Consider the following 21,382-nt stretch of genomic DNA (forward strand, 5'->3'; position numbering starts at 1 on the left):
ATTCTTCACTCCTTATCTGTTATCAGTTGATGCGTGCAGATTTCATATGGCTTTAATTTGGTTTGATAATAATCAGTACTTACTGAAGGAGAGTCTGTTGGTTTCTCAAGCAAGTTTGTTTCTTGGATTCTACTTTTTTCAGGTAAAGTGATAGCGGTAGATACTTCATTTCCCTCTGATTCATATAATCGAACTATAATACCTTTTTCATCTTCTGATTGTTTAATCGTATCAAGTATGGCACTGTCGCTATCTACTTGAATAAAAGATTGCGAACTTTGTAAGCTGCCATCATGCTGCTTAGTAAAATAGACAGCATCCGTTGTATTCACTTCCAACCCTTTTTTAACCGTTTGTCCTGTTCTCCAATCCCCTTGATGCGGGTATAAGGAATACATAAATGAATGAGTATGCCTGTCTGCATTCTGATCAGGCCATTTTGGAGATCTTAGGAGAGACAACCTCATCTTTTTCCCTTTGATATCATATCCGTATTTACTATCATTTAATAGACTTACGCCATAATTGCCTTCCGATAGATCTGCCCATCTTTGACCACATACTTCATATTGAGCTTGTTCCCAGCTCGTATTATGATGGGTTGGACGTTCAATAGAACCAAATGGTATTTCATAAGTTGCTTTGGCGGAATAAATATTAACAGGAAATGCGACTTTTAATAGTTTATTCGTTTCCTGCCAATCTACTTCTGTAACGAAATCGATCACCTTAGAATGATGATAAAAAATGATTCGCTGTGTCACATACGATTGGTTCAACTTCCATTCAAATTGTAATTCATCGGTTAATTCCCCTGTATAGTTAACCTTGGCATCAACCCATTCCATATTATTTAATTTTTGAGAGTCAAAATTCGGATCAATATCCCATGCATCCCAATCAGTAGGCAGATCATCAAATAACTCTAATTCATTAGCTATTTTACCTTCCTGTATAATTTCCTTATCCGCTTGTTTATCATAAAGTCTTCTCATAAAACCTTGTTCAGAAAACTCTACGATATAATGGGCTGTTTCCCATTTCCCATTAAACGAAGTAGTGAGTGCAAATGTCTGTTCATTAGCCTCTTTTAACCAAACTGTTTTATAACCAAATGATGGCACATTTTCAATCAATATATGCATATCGATTGTGTCTTTCTCTACTTCCACATACTCAACGGGATATGCTGTTCCCTTTTCATCTACCACTTCTTTGCCAAGTAACTCTTGATTGCCTGTCAATGTAACGAAACGGCTCCTATCCCATCCTAAACTATTAAAAACAATAATTGGTTCTCCCGGGCCTGCAGTATTCACTCGCTGTACGATATGTTCAATGGCACTTTTTTGTAATGATTCTCCGTTCGTTATCACCTCTTCATATTGTTGATCTGAAAGCTTGTAGACAGGCTCAATCGAGGTGCCTGGTACGATATCATGAAACTGATTGAACATGATGAGTTTCCATAGTTCTTTTATTTTTTGAGCAGGATAGATTGCACCAGTTATAAGATGTGCGAAAGTATTCCATATCTCTACATTTCGTAATAGGGCTTCTGCTTGACGATTATATTTTTTCGTTTTGGCATGGGTCGTATAAGTACCGCGGTGGAGTTCTAAATACAAATCCCCATACCATTTGGGCAGCTTAGGATCCTTCTGAGTCACCCGGTCAAAGAAATCATGCACTTTACTAAATTTCACATTTGGTAAACCCGGTAAAGAATCCGACCGTTTAATCGTTTCCACCATTTCTCTCGTTACTCCGCCACCACCATCACCGAAGCCATATACAAGCATTCTTTCGTCATATTCTTTCTTTTGTATATAATCTTGCCAAGTGTCTTTCACATCTTTCGGATTCGTTTGTTGTCCAAGAATGGTGTGTAAATAAGATAGGATGCTCGTACCATCAATGCCTTCCCAATAAAATAAATCATAAGGAAAACGATTGGTATCATTCCAATTCAATTTCGTCGTCATAAAATAGTCTGTATCAGCCTTTTTCAAAATCTGTGGTAATGAAGCACAGTATCCGAATGTATCTGGCAACCACTCTACCCTAGGCTCCTGATTAAACTCTTTCTGGAAATATTGCTTCCCATATAACAACTGCCTTACTAAAGACTCACCTGAAGGGATATTTAAATCTGGTTCCACCCACATACCGCCAATAATCTCAAATCGGCCTGCATCTATATGGCGTTTGACTCGTTCAAACACCTTAGGGTGATAATCTTTAAGATACTCAAATAATTGCGGCTGGCTCTGTGCATACTCAAAATCTTCGTATTCATCTAATAAGGTACAAGCTGTAGAAAATGTCCTTGATGCTTTCCGTATCGTTTCTTTTAAAGGCCATAACCAAGCAAGATCGATATGGGATTGACCTATAGCACGTATCGTTCCTTCGCGATAACCTGCAAGATCATGTAATACAGATTTTAATGTCGCTTCATGTTTCTCCGCCTTAGATGGATTGTGGAAATCTTCCTCGGTTCCAAGCTTCCATTCGTTTGCGATATCTTCTAATGATTGATATAAAATATGATACCGAGTATCTTCAGAATCAAGTAACTCTAATGTTTTACAAGCTGTTTCCACCGTATATAAGAAGCTTTGTATTGCTCTATTGACTAATAGAAGCTTACTATTAGTTAAATAAATAGGTGGCGGTGATGTTTCCGCACTCGCTACTTGGTTAAAGCCGCGCAATGAATCCTCTGGTATACCAACAGGATTAAATAATTCTATATGGATCTCTAAGGTTTTTTGATTACGCAAATGTTTTGGCAAAAAACAAAATGCTCGGTTACGGTCAAACCCTTGAATAGGTTCTCCATTGATACTGAATAATCCTTCATAATGTGACGATATGCCGCCTGGTCCTGAAGCCTGGAAAAATAAACCGACATCTTCATTGTGCCATTGAGCAGGAATTTCCATCTTATTTGATAAAATGGCGGTAATGCCTGAATCAATCAAATGATCACCAATATGAACCGTTTGGTGCTGACTTTCGGTCTGTAATGGCTGATATTGGTTCGGATCATGATAAATAAACGTTTTCATTTTCCAATTATCGATTGGCTGACTAGCAAGATATTGATTATTTCTTAGCATTCTAATTAGTCGATGTATTCTCTGCATTCCTATCCCTCTCTATTCTCCATCAATCACTAGTTTTTTTGTTTCTAATTGATTGGAAGATTCTCCAACCATCAGTAAAACATTACCTGGTTCTACTACCTGTTCCATTTGAACATTCCAAACCGATAACTCTTCGAATCCTAATTCCAAATTCACCTGTTTCGATTGACCAGCTTCCAGCCATATTTTTTTAAATGCTTTTAATTCTTTGATCCGTCGAGTGACAGATGCCTCCATGTCTTGAATATATAGTTGGACAACCGCATACCCATCATACGATCCTTTATTTAAAATATTCACAGAAATCTTAACTCTCTCTCCCTTTTCCAATGATTTAAGATTAATGGATTCAATCTCCTCCGTTGAAAAAGAGCACTCAAAAGAAGTGTAGGATAAACCATAACCAAAACGGTATATCGCATGACCTACTTCATCATAGTAATCTTGCTTTGCTCCACTATTTTTATAATTGTAATAAACAGGAAGTTGATCAGCAGAATATGGGATGGAAATGGGCAGCTTCCCACTAGGATTCACATCCCCGAAAATTACTTCAGCAATCGCTTGTCCCCCAAGTTGACCCGGGTACCACCCAATTAATATCGCATCAAGATAAGATTCAATATTCTTCAAACTGTATGGTCTCCCTTGAATCAGTACCCCTATCATCGGGATGTTGAAAGATGCTAACTCTTGTACTAACCTTTCTTGGACTCCGCCAAGCTTCAAGTTTGCCACATCTATATTTTCACCACAATCCATTTCAGCTTGGGCATCATGTTCCACTGCACCGTTATTCTGAAATTCCATCCCAAACTCTCTAGCACTAGATCCTCCTAAAGCTAGAATGATCACATCTGCCTTTTCGGCTAACGTTTTTGCCTGCTTAAAATCTGAAGTATCTTTTGACCGAATACCGCAGCCCTTCGTGTAAAAAATTTCTGTATCTTTTTCGACGATGGATGCAATACCATCTTTTATGGTTACAACGGCTTCTCTTCTTTGAGGGGGCGTATAGTCACCTAACATGTTATAAACATTGTCCGCACTCGGTCCGATAATGGCTATTCTTTTCTGTTTCTTACTTAAAGGCAATAGATGATGATTGTTTTTGATGAGAGTTATCGATTGCCTTGCCATTTCTAGATTAACCTGCTTACTTTCCAGTCGCTTATATTGAGGTTTATTCGCCCTACCAGCCGGCTTTCCAGACATGATTCCTAACCGGAATTTTAGATATAATACGCGTTTTACTGCTAAATCGACCAATGACTCGTCCACTTTCCCGTTTGTAACCGCTGCTTCTATTTTTGTATAAATATCATCCCATAAGCTTAAATCGACTCCTGCATTCAAGGCATATGCAGCAGCTAATTCTTCATCACCTGTAAGTAAAAGCAAACGATCTAAGGCAGTTCCATCAGCCATCACGATCCCTTTAAAATTCCATTCTTCTCGTAAAATATCCGTAAGTAATTTTCTATTTACATGACATGGGATGCCATCTATTTCATTGTACGCTGCCATACATGCCAATGCTCCAGCTTCAATCCCCGCCTTCATTGGCGGTAAATAAATTTCTCTTAGTTCCCGCTCTCCTATTAAAGCTGGCCCTGCATTATGGCCGCCAACAGCCGCTCCTTGTGCCGCAAAGTGTTTTAATACTGGTAAAACATGAGGAGAATCGTTAACACTTCCTTGCATGCCATGGACAACCGCTTTAGTCATTTGAGAAGCTAAATAAGGGTCTTCACTGAAACACTCTTCTGTTCTTCCCCAGCGCGGATCTCTAGCTATATCTAATGTTGAGACTAACCCTAGATGGACTCCTTTATCCATTAATTCAGAAGCTACATGAGAAGATGCTGATTGTTGTAAATCTGGATTCCAAGTTGCCCCTGCCCCTATATGAGTAGGAAAAACAGTGCTATCCAATGCTTGATGCCCATGCGGACATTCTTCTGACAATAAAGCAGGAATTCCTAGTCTGGTATGTTCTTTTAAATATTGCTTGATCATATTCGTAACTTGAAAGCAATCTTCTAAAGGTATTCCATTTTCAAAATTTATTCCAGACCATGGATCGGCGCGAAATAATCCATATAATGCACCAATCCCTCCAAATTGATCGACATGATTCTTAAAAGTGTCGGTTAACTCATATCCATCATCCGTTTTTTTGTATACTTGCCACCCATATAACTTTTGATTCAGTTGACCTACTTTTTCTTTTAAAGTCATGCTTTTGATTAAATCATTGATTTGTTTTTCCATTTGGCTATCACACGTTTTATACATAATACATCCTCCAAAACAATCATTACATTGATGAAAACCGAAAAACTTGAGCAATAGGTGTATCCTTTTCTGACGCAGCAGGAATGTCTAAAGTTATTCCATTTTGGTCTTGAAAGAAATGTAAACCATCACTTACACCGATTAAATCAATCCGATGAACGGTTTCATGGTACGGGATAACAATTTTTTCTTTTTGAAATGAGTTATCCCCTTCTTTCAATAAACGGAAGCAATATACTACATCATCTTTTTTCGTAAAAGCATAATTTTGTTGATAATAAGGGGATGTGATTCTCGTTCCATATATGCCTTCCCCGTAAATGTCTAACCACTTTCCTAATTCCTCCATTTGTTCAATCGCTTTTCTTGGCAGCCTGCCATCCGGTTGCGGCGGAACATTCAGTGCTAAATTCCCCCCTTTTGCTACAATTTCAATGAGGGTGTGAATAATTTCTCTCAATGATTTATAGTCATCTTCATACTTATACGAAAATGATGTACCAATCGTGATACAACTTTCCCATGGTACCTCCATGGCATGATCGGGAATCGTTTGTTCAGGCGTCACGTAATTCTCGTATAACCCTCCTACTGTTCGATCTGCAGTCAATAGCCAAGGCTGCTTTTGACGAGCTTTTTCAACGACTTCTCCTAAGCGAATATCTTGGTTGCGCTTACCAACCCAACCAGCATCTAACCACAAGATATCGATGCGGCCGTATTTCGTCATTAATTCCATAATCTGATTATGGGTAAATGAAATAAATTTCTCCCACACCCATGGATATTGATCAGGATCATATGAAGGACCTCTCCACATCTTCCTTTTTCTTTCCATCCCAGGTGCCCAATAATATGGGTTATGCCAATCTGCCTTTGAAAAGTAAGCAGCTATTGCTATCCCCTTTTCTCTGAAAGCATCAAACACATTTTTACAAATATCTGCATACTTATGTGTATGAAAAGGACAAGTTTTTGCCGTAATACGATAATCTGTTTCCTGCGTATCCCACATAGAAAAACCGTCATGATGCTTCGTAGTAAAAATCAAATATTTAAAGCCTGCTCTACTAGCAAGTTCCGCCCATTTGTCAGGCTGAAAACGGATCGGATTAAAGGTTCGATTCAAATCAAAATATTGTCTTTTAAATTCTTCCATGTCTTCTTCCCAATCAATATCATCACGTGACCACTCCCCATCTTCATCACTTAAAGCCCATGATTCTACGAGCCCTAACTGTGAGTATGGTCCCCAGTGCATCATTAAAGCTAACTTTTGATCTTTAAACCATTCCAATCTTTCTAATAATAGAGGATCATCTGGTTGCACCCAATTCTCTTCTGAACTGTAATTATGGACACCTTTTTCCAATTCATTACTTTCTCCCATATTGCATAACTCCTCTGTTTATCTTTTTTTAACTTTCAATTTAAAAACCGTTTTTTTCTGGCCAACTACCTTCTTGTTATCATTTACAATAAGTTGAGAAGTTAGTGAATCTAGCTTTTGTATCGTTTGTTCATTACCGTAATTGATTTGCCTTAGGATCTCAGCAACAATGAGTGGCCAAACCTCTTCTGAACCATTCAATACCTTTAAGGAAAAGGCGATTCCTTCTTTTTTTAAGACAAAGCAATAGACACCCTGTGCGCCGCCTTTGGCAAAAATATTTGGATCTTGTAATAGTATCGAACATATTGCTGAAGTGCCCGATATCATTTCTGCGTGTTCATTCATTAATTGACTAATCGTGAATAGAGTTTCTTGTAATTTTTGATCTTCAAAACTACTCGTAAAAATAAAATTCAAATATAACTGTGCTATTAAGGATAGTGGAAAGGCATATACTGGTGTGCCACATCCATCCACTGCAATATTTTTTGAGTTACTTATTGGTTGATCAGCCAAAATAGAGATGAACTTACGAATTTCTTCCTGAACTGGATGATTCAGATTATCATAATGACGTATATCTGCTTTTAAAACTTTTGCCAGGGCTATCATACCTAAATGCTTACCAGAACAGTTATGATAGATTTGCCTTTTAGGCTTGTTTTGCCTCATTAGTTCATCACGAGCATCAGGATTCAGTGGATATGTTGGCGAACATAGTAAATCATCTTCTGTAACACCTATTTTTCTCATTAATTGTATTAGTTGTTCGACATGGAAGTCTTCTCCACGATGTGAAGCCATCAATAACGCTGTTTCTTTTTTAGTTAATTGGAAGGCTTCTGGTACTCTGTGATATATGGCTGGAATAGCTTGAAATGGTTTTAATGCGGACCTTAATAATGTTAGGTGTTTCCTATTTCCAACTTGAAAAGTTTTTTGGTGATCTTTAGTAACGCCATATATATGTCCGATATGAATGTTTTCTAATATAGAATTTCTTGATTCTTCTACCAATACTTTAAAATTCATCACGTTTCTCTCCTATGACTTTATGTGATGATGATGGATATGCATCCAATCGTATAATGGACTCTCCTTCACAGCGTAACCGACTTGGCTTAACAAAAATTCGCTAAACATCGAGTTAGCCCATGAGAACCAAGGTCTTGTAAATTGTTTCGGATCATCCACATGAAATCCTTCGTGCATCAAGTTTGTATTTGCATCTGTTTTTTTAAATAATTGGGTGATTGTTTCCTTTTCACTACCATCTAGAGAAGTTAAGCCTTGAATAGCCAGTGCAATATGCCAAATATATTGATCTGGTGTATGTGGACTGCCAACTCCACTAGCAACTTTTCCGTTAAAATAATACGGGTTGTCTTCACTTAAAATAAACTTCCTCGTATTTTGATAGATTTCATCATCAAATGAACAGTAACCTAAGTAAGGGATAGATAATAAGCTAGGTACATTGGCGTCGTCCATTAAATGGTAATGACCTAACCCATCTGTTTCATACGCATATATAGAACCATACTTCGGATGATTTACTATTCCATATTGTTGGATTCCTTGATCGATTTCATTTGCTAATTCTTTTGCATGATTTTCTAATTCTTCATTTTTCCATACCGACGTAGCTATCTCAGATAATTGATGCAGAGATACGACAGCAAACATATTCGATGGGATTAAATAGCCATATTTGCAGGCATCATCACTTGGACGAAAACCGCTCCAAGTCATTCCTGTATACCCAACAGGTGCACCATATCCTTCATGAGATAAGGTATCCTGAGGCGGGCAATGATCTCGGATAAAATGATAATTTGATGCTTCCGTATGACGTTGTTCTTTTTTCCATACATCTAATATTTTCTTCATCGCATCCAAAAAAGATTGATTAAAATGATCCGTGTTACCTGTTGCCTTCCAATACAAGTAAGCAAGCTGGATCGGATAACATAGTGAATCAACCTCATATTTTCTCTCCCAAATCCAATCCGTCATCTCGGTCTGATCATCATGGTATCGCTTTCCATTAGGGGACTCGTTAAAGGCATTCGCATATGGATCGTGATTAATAAAAAATAGTTGTTTTGCAATGACACCTTTAATCATATTCGCTATTTCAGCATCTTGATCTGCTAACATTAAATAAGGACGTACCTGCGCTGCCGAATCCCGTAACCACATTGCTGGAATATCTCCTGTTATAACAAAAGTGGTTCCGTCTAATTGCGGACGAATGGTTGTTTGGTAGGTGTTGATAAAACATTGCTCAAACATCTCTTGCAGTTTAGGATCGTCTTGATAAAAGTTCTTCACTTTTTTAATGAATGTATCGATACTTGGTGGTAGCTTTTTGGTCATTTCATTCTCCCTTCTTTCTCCTCGCTTTACATCCGAGTGTCATGATTTCATAAGGTGCAGGTGGTAATTCAATCCGTTGATTAGAAGCTAGTGGACTTAGCTTCTCCTCTAACACATTACTTTGATAATAGTCTTCAAAATATTCGCTATCTATTACCTGTACTTTTCCTTTGCCATCTGACATATTAAAAAATCGCATAAAGATATCATTTGAAGCTGCAGAAACTTTTAACGAAGTCAATGCCACTTCCTGTGACACATCTAACGCCACATATTGATGATTAGCATGCATTATTCCTTCTTGCACTGGTAGCTGAATAACAGACCATGGGATTCGATATTGGTATGCTTGCTGATACACTTCGGTCGGTTGATCGTGATCAACGTGTGGGAAAATTTTAAAAGAAGCATGTTGATCTCCTTGGCATTGTGCTTCCGGTGTAGGAAAGTACCCCCAATCCCCTAATTCTCCCACCGATCTAACTAATGTAATAGCAATAGTGTTTTTCCCATCCCTTAATACTTCATATTCATTCAACCCTTTATTCGCAATCGTTAATCCTTTTTCGTTATCGTGCAAACTTACAAAGGCTTGTTGATGTTGGGAGTGATCTGGATTTGTCCACTCTTCTGATGGCTGGTTCGCTCTTTTCGCTACTTCAAATATGGAATCTGCATAATGCCACTCACTCTTAATATTGGTAGGGAAAAGTACTCGTAAACGATGGTCTTTCGCTATATTACGATAGGATACTTGAACATCTACACCTTTACTGTTTCTAGCTAAACTCACAAGTGTTTTGATTTTAAATAATACAGTTTTTTTACTACGCTTCGCCTTTCTCCCTGTAAACCAAACGAGTTCTTGTTGTTCTTTCTTTAGCAGTTCTTCTGCACTCTCTGGAATTTCGAATTCATGAATGATTTCATAGGTTGCCCGAAATGGATTGTCTTCTATTAGTGTAATAGTTGCTTGAACTTCTTCTGATGTAATAGGGAAATCTTCATTTGCTTGTTTGTACATATACTCATTGCCAATATCACCAGAATCCTCATAAACTAATACTTGTTGGAATTCCTGTTTAGTAGTTTTATTAAAGATATTTAATGATCCGTTCTCATTAATTTGAATACGTATATATTCATTTTCAAGACTATTACTGAATGCAGCTACTCTTTTCTTTTCTTGCCTTTCTTCTTCACCAATAACGAGTGCAAATGTTTGATGACTCAATCCTGCAACCTCTTTTGCCTCGAATGACAATTTAACTCTTTTCGCTAAATAGGGTTTCCTGAATCGATTCTCTGGTAAATCATAATCAAAAACTACACCTAAATCTTCTAAATCATAGTCAATCGTATTTCCCTGTGTATCTATTAAAAGACGATTATCTAAGGCAATACGCTCTAATTGCTTTCGATTCACGCCATTTGCAAAATATTCTCGCTTCACATCTAATTCAACCGTCACAACCCCAGTTCGCTTATTGGCGGTTGTATTAAAAAGGGTAAAAGGGATCGGTTCTTTTCCAAATGGCTCAAATAATGTGGTATCTATTTTATTCGCCAACTTTTCTAACACAGATTGCTTCAGGCTTTCTGCTATATGCTTACTTTTTTCAAATCGAGTGACCATTTCTCGATGCACTTCATCCACACTGCAGCCACAGATACTATCATGGGGGTGATTTTTCATTAACGTTTTCCATGCGTATTCCAATACTTCATGATCATACTTTTCCCCCAGCATATATGCAAAAGTAGCTAAGGGCTCTACTTCACTTTCTAATAATGTTTGCACTTCTTGATTCATTTGCTTTAAATAAACCCTTGATGAGGCTGTATTGACTAATGTCCCCCATCCATCCGTATGTTGGCTGCGCAATTCTCCATCGACCGTTTTCAATTTACTGTTTTCTAATTGTTCATCTAGCTGCTTAACATAATCATTAAAATTAGAATGAACAAACTCGATCTCAGGATATAATTCTTTTGCTAGTTCGATTGCTTTTGATAAATCTTTCTGTACTGGTTGATGATCACAGCCATTTAACATCAATAAATGATTGGAAGAAGCATACTTTTCCATTGCTTCTATATGGCCATCCCAGTACTTTTTCGCTGCTTCTCGTTCAGACGGGATTTCATTTCCATTACAATACCAATTTGCAAATAAAATACCGACAACTTCCGAACCATCTGGTGATCTCCAAGTCATTTCAGAATATGGCGATTCATACATATCCGCTTCACTGACTAGATTATTAAATCCAGTCGGCTTTACACCACGTCCAAATGCCGCATGCTTGATTCCAGCTTGTTTTAATATTTGTGGAGCTTGACCTATATTTCCGAATGAATCAGGAAAATATCCAATTCTAGATACATGCCCCCACTTTTGAGCGTCCTTCATTCCGTATTGCAAATTTCTTATATTCGCCTCACTGCTCGTTAAAAATTCATCTTGCAATATATACCAAGGTCCTACATAGATCCTTCCTTTATCTACTAGCCTCTTTATTTTTTCTTTCTTTTCGGGACGCACTTCTAAATAATCATCCAAAATTATTGTCTGGCCATCTAAATGGAAACTTTTATAATTCGGATCAGTATCTAATGTATCGATTAAATGATCCATAAATTCTACTAGTAGAAAGTGATGTTTCTCATAAGGCAAATACCATTCACGATCCCAGTGAGTGTGTGAAATAATATGAACTTGCTTTTTATTTTCTGATATATTCACGACAATTCCTCCACTCTAATCATCAAAATCTATTAAGAATGTTTTTATTTCATATGGTTGAATATGACATGTTATTTCATTCAAAGCATGCTTTTGCCCTATAGGTCTTTCCATTAAATCGCACTCTTGCCAAGAAGTGATTTTTAGATCACTATGTAAAGTGATTTCCCCACGTTGGCCATGAAACTCATGAAGACGAACAAGGATCGCATCTTTCTCTTCCGCTTTTTTAATCGCATCGATTTCAATATTGGAAGAAGAACTATATAAGAATGATTGTTCTGCTAATTGTTTTTGCCCTTCTACAATCCTTAATGGATGGTTGATATTGAAGGCATACTCCTGAACTTTCCCTTCTCTCCAGTCCTTTTGGTGTGGTAGTAAAGAGTACGTAAATTGATGTTGTCCTTTATCTGCTTCAGGATCAGGATATGTAGCAGATTTTAACAAGGATAACCTCATTACATTATCTTTAATGTCATAACCATATTTACTATCATTTATTAAACTGACCCCATAGTTTGCCTCCGACAAATCAGACCACCTATGACCTACACTTTCAAATCTTGCGTAATCCCAACTCGTATTCCAGTGAGTTGGTCGTTTCACATTTCCGTATTGAATATCATAGGTTGCTTCAGTTGAGCGGATATTAACAGGGAATGCTACCTTTAGTAAACGTTGTCTTTCCTGCCAATCTACTGAAGTATGAAAGTCGATTCTTGGATGATCTGCGTATAGAATCATATCTTGTTTGATTATCGATTCCCCATATTTCCATTCGAAATGTACCTTTGTATACAAATCTCCTGTATCTGTTTGTTCGACTTTTAATAGGTTATCAACATGTTCCATCTTTTCTTGATAAAAAATATCAATATCCCATGCATCAAACATTAATGGTTTATCTTCAAATATTTGCAAATCATTTCCGACTTCGCCTTTCTGTAATACTTCTCTATCTTCTCTCCGGTCCCATATGCTGATTAATTGCCCTTTATCATTCCATTGAATCTTATAAAATGGCGATTCAACACTATGTGATAGTTTCGTAAATTTCTCTCTTTTACCCATTACGGATGGTTTTGATTCGAAATAAATCGTTTTATAGCCTAATGCTGGAATATTCTTCACTTCAATATGACAACCATCATGGTCATACTGCGTTCGCAACTCTTTACCTTGGCCATCCATCCAGATTCCTTCTGTCACATGAGGAACAAGAACCTTATCATCTCTTTCCCATGAAGAGGTATTGAAGACAGTCCATGCATGATCCGATGATGTGCTTACATGTGCATTCATTGCATGATCTAATGTCTCATTTACAATCCCTTCTGCTTCTTTATATTCTTCCCTAGCATCTTCATATACTTCTTTAATCGATGATCCAGGTATAATATCATGGAATTGATTTCTTAATATCACTTTCCATCCATCTGTTAATGATTGATTTGGGTAGAAATCAAAACCTTCTTTTATACTTGCCCAGCTATTCAGCCATTCACTTTCTCGATACAATAACTCGAGCTTTCTATTCATCTGTTTCATAAATGCTTGGGATGTATAGGTACCTCTGTGAAATTCTAGATATAACTCGCCATCCCATGTATGAACATATTCATCCGTTTTTTCGATAGTTTTCTGCAATTTTTTAAAGTATTGACTTGCTGTAGTTGGCTTAACATGTGGCAGCCCTGGAATTTTATCCATTCGACGACGCATCTCTAGCATTTCTCGATTAACACCGCCACCTCCATCACCATAACCATAAGCTAACAGTAGGTCTTGGTTCACATTTTTATCTTTATAAGCTTCCCATGATTCCAATAAGATTTGTGGCTGCATAAAGCCATTGTATGTATAATAAGTAGATGCAGGCCAAGGTTCTGTTGTGGTGATAAAATGTGTGAGTATTTCGCTTCCATCAATACCTCTCCACATGAACGTATCATGAGGCATTCTATTAAATTGATTCCAACTAATTTTCGTAGTCATAAATGATGTAAATCCAGATTTTTTTAAAATCTGCGGTAATGCCCAGCTATAGCCAAATACATCTGGAAGCCATAGCACTTCATTTTCTTTACCAAATTCCTCTCTAAAAAACATTGTCCCTAAAAGCAATTGGCGAACTAATGATTCCCCTGAAGGAATGTTACAATCAGCTTCCACCCACATACCGCCTTCTACTTCCCATTTCCCTGCTCTAACTTTCTTCTTGATTTCTTCATAAATAGAAGGATAGTCTTCTTTAATATATTCATATAATTGAGGTTGACTTTGTAAAAATAGATATTCAGGGTATTGTTCCATTAATCGTAGGACAGTACTGAAAGATCTAGCAGATTTTTCACGAGTATGTTTTAAGCGCCATAGCCACGCCACATCAATATGGGTATGTCCAATACAATGGAAAAGCACATCACTATATTTATCCGAAGCTTGAAGGCTTTCAGACAGATAATGATTTGCTTCATAAATCGATTGATAAAAACTTTCCGAACCAGGATTTAACCAATTAATGTAGTTCATTGATTTATTTAACATTTGTGTTAGTTTAGATTTTTCTGGTTGTGTGTCATGAAGATGTTTAATCGTTTCAAGAATCACTTTTGCGTCAAAATAAAAATGATCCACAAGTTCATCCAAACAGGCTAAGCTTGCATGTTCAAATCGATAAAACTGATCTCTTGGCTGCCCTCCACCTTCAAGTCCAGACCATAAACGAAAATCTAACCGGATCGTATCCCCTGTTACTTCACTAGAAAAGAATACCTCTTTATGATTGGAATCGACACCTTGATATGGTTGCCGATCTACAAATAATAGGGATTCGAATCCAGAGTTATTTCCAGCTCCTGTATTACCAAAGTCAAATATACCAACCACTTTTTCTTTATCCCAATGTTCAGGCACTTTGATATCTTTAGAAAGCCAAATATACAAATCTCTGCCTTGCCATGTATCACCTATGTACATCGTTTTTTGATCACTGTATTCTATTGGAGGATATACCCCAACTTGACCTTCTTGATCTTCTTGATAAGACCATTCGTTAAGGGGAATGATTTCTCTATATCGATACTTTTCTAATTCGGTAATTCTGGCATTTAACTTATCTGTTGTTAAAAACATTTACGATCACCTCTAAATAACTCAATATGTAAGAATGGCTCGCTCTTTTCACCTAATGTACGGATGTAAAAAACGAGCCATTTCATTAATTATCCATTACAACTAGCTATCTGCCCATCGGTCATATGCAACTTGGTGAATTTGAATATATTTCTTAATATTCATGTTCTCAATGGTTTGAATATATTCATCCCAATTCGAGAGCGGTTCCACTCCAGTAATAAACTTAGCTTCCATTTGTTCAACATAGGATTCTAAATCTACTTCAATTGTATTGATTGTATCTTGCTCTTCATCTGTTAAATAGACTAAAGGAAATGCTGTTTCTGCATATGGATCTACTTTTTCTTGGGTTTCTTCTTCAATAAATAAATCAAAATCTGATCTTGGTGCATCCTCAACTAAGTCAACTAGCATAGGTGCAGTAATGCCATATGCTGGTGTTAAGGTTCCACGATAGTCTTCAGAACTATCATACTCTTCCGGAACTTCCAAGAACTCTCTTTGTCCATCTTCTCCTTCTTCCCATAAGTAACCTTCAGGACCTTGATCAAAGTAATCTCTACCTTCCTGTGAATACAAATAATCGATCCATCTCATAGAGGCTTCAGGATGTTCATTATTATGAGTGATGGCAAAAGCACCTCTACTTATTCCTGGGTTACCTGGTAACACTATTTCCGGAGATACATCACTCGTTAATGGGTGAAACATTGGATTATTCATTGCTTCATCCTCAGTCTCACCCGTTGTAAAGAAAGAGAACCAATCTGGAAATAGTCCTAAACGATTTTCTTGTCCTTTTGCTTTCTTTTGCTCATCAGCCTGTGAGAATGTTTCAGGGTCGAGCAATTCTTCCTCATATAATTTATTCATATATGTTAAGTATTCTTTATAATTATCCGTCATGGGAGCATAACGAACATCACCATTTACTTCCTCAATTCCCCATTCTTTCATACCAAATGCTGCCAAAAGCCATCTTCTTGTACTATTCATTTGAACATCGATTAATGGTATTTCATCCGCTTTACCATTGCCATTTGGATCTTCTGTTTTAAAACGAACTAATAAATCATATAACTCCTCTGTTGTTTTAGGTACCTCTTCTACCCCTAATGCATCTAACCAAGTTCCGTTATACCACATTGGACCAGCAGGCCATGCCGCAGTAGGATGTTGGTTTATAGCAGGAAGCGCATATATATGCCCATCTGTAGTGGTAATGGACTTTTTAATTTCAGGGTTTTCTTCCATTAGTGCTTTAAAATTAGGTGCATACTCATCAATTAAATCTTCAAGGGGTAATAAAATGCCTTGTTGTCCATAATCCACTTCCATACCTGGTGTTAAATTGGCAGTTCCAGCTCCAAAAATAATATCAGCAATGTCACCGCTAGCAAATGCTAAGTTCAATTTTGTTTGAAAATCACTTAATGGAGGTGTATCATATTCAAATTGGATATTTGTCTTTTCTGAGTATTCTGTCAGAGTCGGCATATCTTCCCATTCTGCCAATCCCGTCCCAGGTGCCATAAGTGACAATGTAATTTCTTCATCTACGATTGGATAACCTTCTTTATTAACTTCTACATCTGAAGATGATGTTTCATTACTTTCCTCCTCTGTATCTTCACCTGATGATTCACTGTCATTACATGCCACAAGTAACGCAAAACATATGAAGCTAATTAATAAATACCACCATTTTTCACTCATTATTTAACCCCTCTCTTTGTAATATTGTTCTCACTTTAATAATAGATTGACATACTAGATTGTTTCTATCACCCCCTTCAAATAAACTTAAATACACTATCTCTTAGCCTTTTAGTGAACCAATCATAACACCTTTAACAAAATACTTTTGTAAAAATGGATACACAATGATAACCGGTAATGATGAAACAATCATAACACCATATTTAATAATAGCTGCTAGTTGTTGGTTGCTATGAATGAGTTGCGCTGTCTCTCCAGTCATATTGGTGCTGTTAGAAGACATATCTTGTAAGACAAGTATCTCTCTTAAAACTAACTGTAATGGAAATAAATCTCGATCGGATATATAGATTAAGGCATTGAAATAACTATTCCAATGGCCTACACCATAGAATAGTGCCATTACAGCAATAATCGGTGCGGACAGAGGCAAGATAATTTTAAAAAATAATTTAAAGTTAGAAGCTCCATCAATTGTTGCCGCTTCTTCCAATCCTTTAGGAATCGTAGATTGGAAAAACACCCTAGCGATAATAATATTCCAGACTGCCGCAGCATTAGGTAAAACCATAGCCCAAATTGTATCAATTAATCCTAAATCTCTTACAACTAGATAAGTAGGGATTAAACCGCCAGTAAAAAACATCGTCAACACAAACATAGCGGTAAAAAAGCCTCTTCCATGAAAGTCTTTTCTTGATAAGGCATAGGCTGCTGGGATCGTCACTAACAAATTGATAAATGTACCTAACCCAGTATATACAACAGTCATTAAGTAGCCCTTCCATATGGAATCATTTCCGAAAATTAATCGATATCCTTCAAAAGTAATATCTTTAGGAAGAAGCCACATTTCCCCAGAATTTACATAAGTAGGATTGCTTATGGAAGCACTAATAATATAAATGAGTGGGTAAAGCACGACTAACAGTGCAATTGTTAGACAAAAGTATACAACAAACTTAAATACCTTATCCGTTTTTGTTTCATACAAAGTGGAATCCATTTTTTTAGATAACCTCCCTTACCACAAGCTTGTTTCACTTGTTTTTCTAGCAAGCTGATTAACAGCTATTAATAACATCGCATTGATAACAGCATTAAATAATCCAACTGCTGCTGCAAAACTATATTGTGCTTCTAGTAGACCTGCTTGGTAAACAAATGTAGCAATGACATTTGATGACTCTAAGTTTAATGGATTTTGTAATAGTAGAATCTTCTCAAAGCCAAGTGCCATAATATTACCTAAATTCATAATTAATAAAATAACCATAGTTGGCACTAATGTGGGAATGTTAATATATAAAATTCTTTGAAATCTTGTTGCTCCATCAACGATTGCTGCTTCATGCTGTTGAGGATCTACACCGGATAGTGCAGCAAGATAAATAATCGTTCCCCAACCTGTACTTTGCCAAACGCCAGAAAGAACATAAACGGTCTTAAACCATTTTGGATCTGTCATAAAGCTAATAGGCTCAAATCCTAGGAATTGAATCAAGTGATTGATAATACCTGTTGTAGGAGATAAAAAGGCAATAATCATACCTGAGATTACTACAACTGATATAAAATGAGGTGCATATGTAACGGTTTGTACAGTCCTTTTATATAACCCATCTTTTGCTTCATTTAATAATAAAGCCAAAATAATGGGTAACGGAAAGCCAACAATTAATTCATAAATGCTAATTCCTAATGTATTTTTTAATAGATCCCAAAAATAATAGGAATTAAAAAATCTTTCAAAATGCTTAAAACCTACCCATTCACTTCCTAAAAAACCCATAGAAGGAATGTAATCTTTAAAGGCAATTTGAATTCCATACATTGGTACATAATGAAATATAATAAAGTACAACAATGCTGGTAAAATAAAGATATACAATTGCCAGTTTTGAAGAATTTTCTTATTTTTTTTCTTCTTTAATCTAATGGGAGAATCATTTTCTTTTTGTTTACTTGTTACAGTTGATTCAAAACTCATGTTAGTTTTACCTCCTTTTCTTTGAGCAGTTTTTGTAACTGTTCTTACCATAACCTCAAAAAGAAAGCGTTATCAATATGTGATTTCTATTTCCTCTTGTCACTTTTGTTCAATTGATACACCAAAGGCTGAGTTTTCAAGGTTTTAAAGTACAAGGAATATGTAAAACTCTATTGATATGTCATTCTTGATAATCGCGTTTTGACAACGGATATTAACTATTTTTTTATGTTTTAGACATAAAAAAAATAGACTCCTCATTGTTCTAATGATGAAGTCTATTAGTTATAATCCTTCTAAAATTATCCCCTAACAGTCTGTGAATAAAACTGGCGATATTTCCCTGGAGTCATACCCATTTCATTTTTGAACTTTCGAGTAAAATTTGCCACATCTTTATAGCCAACATCTAATACAACAGCTTTTATTGGCTTTTCTGTTTCTATTAGTTGCCGCTTTACTTCTGTCATTCGTAAATATTGTACATATTGTTTGAAAGTATAACCTGTCTGTTCTTTGATAAACCGACTAACATATGAAGCAGATAATTTAAAAGTAATGGCTATTTGCTCTAATGATAAATCATAAAGGTAGCAATTCTTATGAAGATAATCAATGATATCATGCTTTAGTTGATCATTATGACTCTTTTTATTCTTATTCACTTCTTTGCATGAGTAAATAACTAGCTCATTCAATTCCTCATACAACTGCCCTATTGTTTGAAATTCAAATACTTGTTCTAATTTTTGTTTTGGAGGATTTACACCAATTTCAATGATTGTTTTGATAACGGTATTCATAATATCAAAGCAAATAGCTTTTAAAAAAGAAAGGGATAGTTCGCTAGATTGTAAATAATTAAATATGGATGTTAAAGTTTCTTTGGCAACTTGACTATCCCCTTGCTTAATACTTTGTGTTATTTTAAGTAAATCATCTTTAGGATAACCAACATCTGATCCTTTATCTTCTTCTATATCTTCGAAATGAATACAACTACCTTGATTGTAAAAATACCTATGCTCTAATGCTGCTAAAGCCTCGATATATGATCTGTTAATCATAGTAGTCTTGTCATAAAGCGTACCAATTCCTATTATAGGTTTCATAACAAGTATATTTTTCATATCTTGTTTTAATTGTTTGACAAATGCATTACGTTTGTTTTGAGCTGCTGAAAGATCCCCATTGATTTTAACAACTAAAGCAATTGCGTCCATATATAATAAATCAATACCATAAGCTGTTACATCTTGTAACGTTACATCATTAAAAAGTTCATAAATGGTTTCTCGTTCTGTTATTTTTTCTTTGGATAACGGATGCTTCTCTAATGAAATGATCATCGAGCAATAATAATTACCTTGAAGATTAAGGTGTAATGTTTCATTGTAATTATTAATCTCTTTCTCACTACTAAAATCGCCTTTTAGTATTTTAGTTAAAAACTGATCTTTTGCAAACGATTGATGTTTGAATACTGTTTCACTTAGCATTTCATGGTCTTCAAAAACAGATGTGACCGTTCTCTTTATCGTATCTAACTCGTTAATACCTTTTAAATCTAAATTTCTATTGTGACTTACAGAGTCAAATAAGGATCTAATTGGTTGATACTGTCTTCTTGCAAGAAAGATGGCTAAAATACTACCTATGACAAACAGACTAATACATAATAATATAATTAGCATTCTAGTATTGGATAAGGGTTCAAGAAATTGTTCTGTTTCCATCATAATGATAAATTGCCATCCAGTTATAGATGATTCTACAATAGCAAGTGAGTACTCTTCTCCATTTAATTCTACTGTATTTATTTCTCCAAAATTATTATTATCAATATCTATAGAAGAGACATCAATATTTTTATCTTCTACAGTTGAAGCAAGTATCTGGTTATCATTAGAAATTATGTATGCATTACCCTTAAATTCATTCATTGTGTTAGCTATTAATTCATTAATGGTACGTTCTTTGATCAAGTATACAACTGATCCGTAGCTGTTATTATTATCTAATGTCAGTGGAAAAAAATATGTAATAAAATCCTGATTTGCTTCTCCGGTATTAGATAATTGTTTAATACCAGTATTAAATGGAATATTAGTATGCAAGTTATCTATTAACTGTTTATTATTCCAGTTATGAAAATGATATTTATCAATTAAAGAGGAAGCTGAATAGGATCCATCTGAAGAGTAAATTCGATTATTTCCATGGTAATAAATAAAAATTTCTTCAATAATGGAACTATTCGCTTTATACTTCCTTAACTCAGCGATAGCTTCTGAACCGTAATACTCATGGCTAACCATATATGGCGTTAACCTAGGATCATATGCTATTCGATTCGCGATGGTTTCTAATTCACTTACCCTTTCATTTGTGATTGTTGCCACTTGCTCTAATTTACTTATGTTAGATTGCTCTATCTCTTCCTTTAAATTGGAAACAGAATTCAAGTAAATGATAGAGCTCATGATAATAAAAGGGACCAAAAATACAAGTAAATAGGAAGCAATATATTTTACTAACAGCTTAGATCTAATCATAATAGTACA

At 35.8% G+C, this 21,382-nt stretch carries 11 protein-coding genes; all 11 read right to left on the reverse strand.

Annotation, left to right across the window (positions count from 1 at the left end):
• Positions 1-5: 5 nt before the first annotated feature.
• Positions 6-3,152, reverse strand: coding sequence for an alpha-mannosidase (locus GHD00_RS01000; protein WP_163536225.1), 3,147 nt, complete (start codon positions 3,150-3,152; stop codon positions 6-8).
• A 12-nt stretch (positions 3,153-3,164) separates the two neighbouring features.
• Positions 3,165-5,450 carry a glycoside hydrolase family 3 N-terminal domain-containing protein gene (locus GHD00_RS01005; RefSeq protein ID WP_163536226.1) on the reverse strand — a complete coding sequence of 762 codons (2,286 nt, stop codon included), beginning with the start codon at positions 5,448-5,450 and terminating at the stop codon, positions 3,165-3,167.
• A 22-nt stretch (positions 5,451-5,472) separates the two neighbouring features.
• Positions 5,473-6,840: an alpha-L-fucosidase gene (locus GHD00_RS01010; RefSeq protein ID WP_163536227.1), complete on the reverse strand. Its 1,368-nt coding sequence runs from the start codon at positions 6,838-6,840 to the stop codon at positions 5,473-5,475.
• A gap of 18 nt (positions 6,841-6,858) precedes the next feature.
• Positions 6,859-7,875, reverse strand: coding sequence for an asparaginase (locus GHD00_RS01015; protein WP_163536228.1), 1,017 nt, complete (start codon positions 7,873-7,875; stop codon positions 6,859-6,861).
• 12 nt (positions 7,876-7,887) lie between these two features.
• Positions 7,888-9,222, reverse strand: coding sequence for a glycoside hydrolase family 125 protein (locus tag GHD00_RS01020; RefSeq protein WP_163536229.1), 1,335 nt, complete (start codon positions 9,220-9,222; stop codon positions 7,888-7,890).
• Between the two features lies 1 nt (position 9,223).
• The gene (locus GHD00_RS01025; protein ID WP_240468553.1) at positions 9,224-11,968 is read right to left on the reverse strand and encodes an alpha-mannosidase; all 2,745 of its coding nucleotides are present in this window, start codon (positions 11,966-11,968) and stop codon (positions 9,224-9,226) included.
• A gap of 15 nt (positions 11,969-11,983) precedes the next feature.
• On the reverse strand, positions 11,984-15,106 hold the full coding sequence (locus GHD00_RS01030) for an alpha-mannosidase (RefSeq protein WP_163536230.1): 3,123 nt from the start codon (positions 15,104-15,106) through the stop codon (positions 11,984-11,986).
• Between the two features lie 102 nt (positions 15,107-15,208).
• A complete protein-coding gene (locus tag GHD00_RS01035) occupies positions 15,209-16,825 on the reverse strand; it encodes an extracellular solute-binding protein (protein WP_163536231.1) in 1,617 nt (538 codons plus the stop codon).
• A gap of 103 nt (positions 16,826-16,928) precedes the next feature.
• A complete protein-coding gene (locus GHD00_RS01040) occupies positions 16,929-17,834 on the reverse strand; it encodes a carbohydrate ABC transporter permease (protein ID WP_163536232.1) in 906 nt (301 codons plus the stop codon).
• Between the two features lie 18 nt (positions 17,835-17,852).
• Positions 17,853-18,818, reverse strand: a complete 966-nt coding sequence (locus GHD00_RS01045; RefSeq protein WP_163536233.1) for an ABC transporter permease — start codon at positions 18,816-18,818, stop codon at positions 17,853-17,855.
• 302 nt (positions 18,819-19,120) lie between these two features.
• On the reverse strand, positions 19,121-21,373 hold the full coding sequence (locus GHD00_RS01050) for a helix-turn-helix domain-containing protein (RefSeq protein WP_163536234.1): 2,253 nt from the start codon (positions 21,371-21,373) through the stop codon (positions 19,121-19,123).
• Positions 21,374-21,382: the final 9 nt, after the last annotated feature.

It is taken from the genome of Gracilibacillus sp. YIM 98692, assembly GCF_010993965.1.
Classification (GTDB): domain Bacteria; phylum Bacillota; class Bacilli; order Bacillales; family Amphibacillaceae; genus Gracilibacillus.

Coding starts and splice junctions, on each gene's coding strand:
- GHD00_RS01000 (WP_163536225.1), bottom strand. CDS start 3,152: ATGCAGAGAATACATCGACTAATTAGAATGCTAAGAAATAATCAATAT.
- GHD00_RS01005 (WP_163536226.1), bottom strand. CDS start 5,450: ATGTATAAAACGTGTGATAGCCAAATGGAAAAACAAATCAATGATTTA.
- GHD00_RS01010 (WP_163536227.1), bottom strand. CDS start 6,840: ATGGGAGAAAGTAATGAATTGGAAAAAGGTGTCCATAATTACAGTTCA.
- GHD00_RS01015 (WP_163536228.1), bottom strand. CDS start 7,875: ATGAATTTTAAAGTATTGGTAGAAGAATCAAGAAATTCTATATTAGAA.
- GHD00_RS01020 (WP_163536229.1), bottom strand. CDS start 9,222: ATGACCAAAAAGCTACCACCAAGTATCGATACATTCATTAAAAAAGTG.
- GHD00_RS01030 (WP_163536230.1), bottom strand. CDS start 15,106: ATGTTTTTAACAACAGATAAGTTAAATGCCAGAATTACCGAATTAGAA.
- GHD00_RS01035 (WP_163536231.1), bottom strand. CDS start 16,825: ATGAGTGAAAAATGGTGGTATTTATTAATTAGCTTCATATGTTTTGCG.
- GHD00_RS01040 (WP_163536232.1), bottom strand. CDS start 17,834: ATGGATTCCACTTTGTATGAAACAAAAACGGATAAGGTATTTAAGTTT.
- GHD00_RS01045 (WP_163536233.1), bottom strand. CDS start 18,818: ATGAGTTTTGAATCAACTGTAACAAGTAAACAAAAAGAAAATGATTCT.
- GHD00_RS01050 (WP_163536234.1), bottom strand. CDS start 21,373: ATGATTAGATCTAAGCTGTTAGTAAAATATATTGCTTCCTATTTACTT.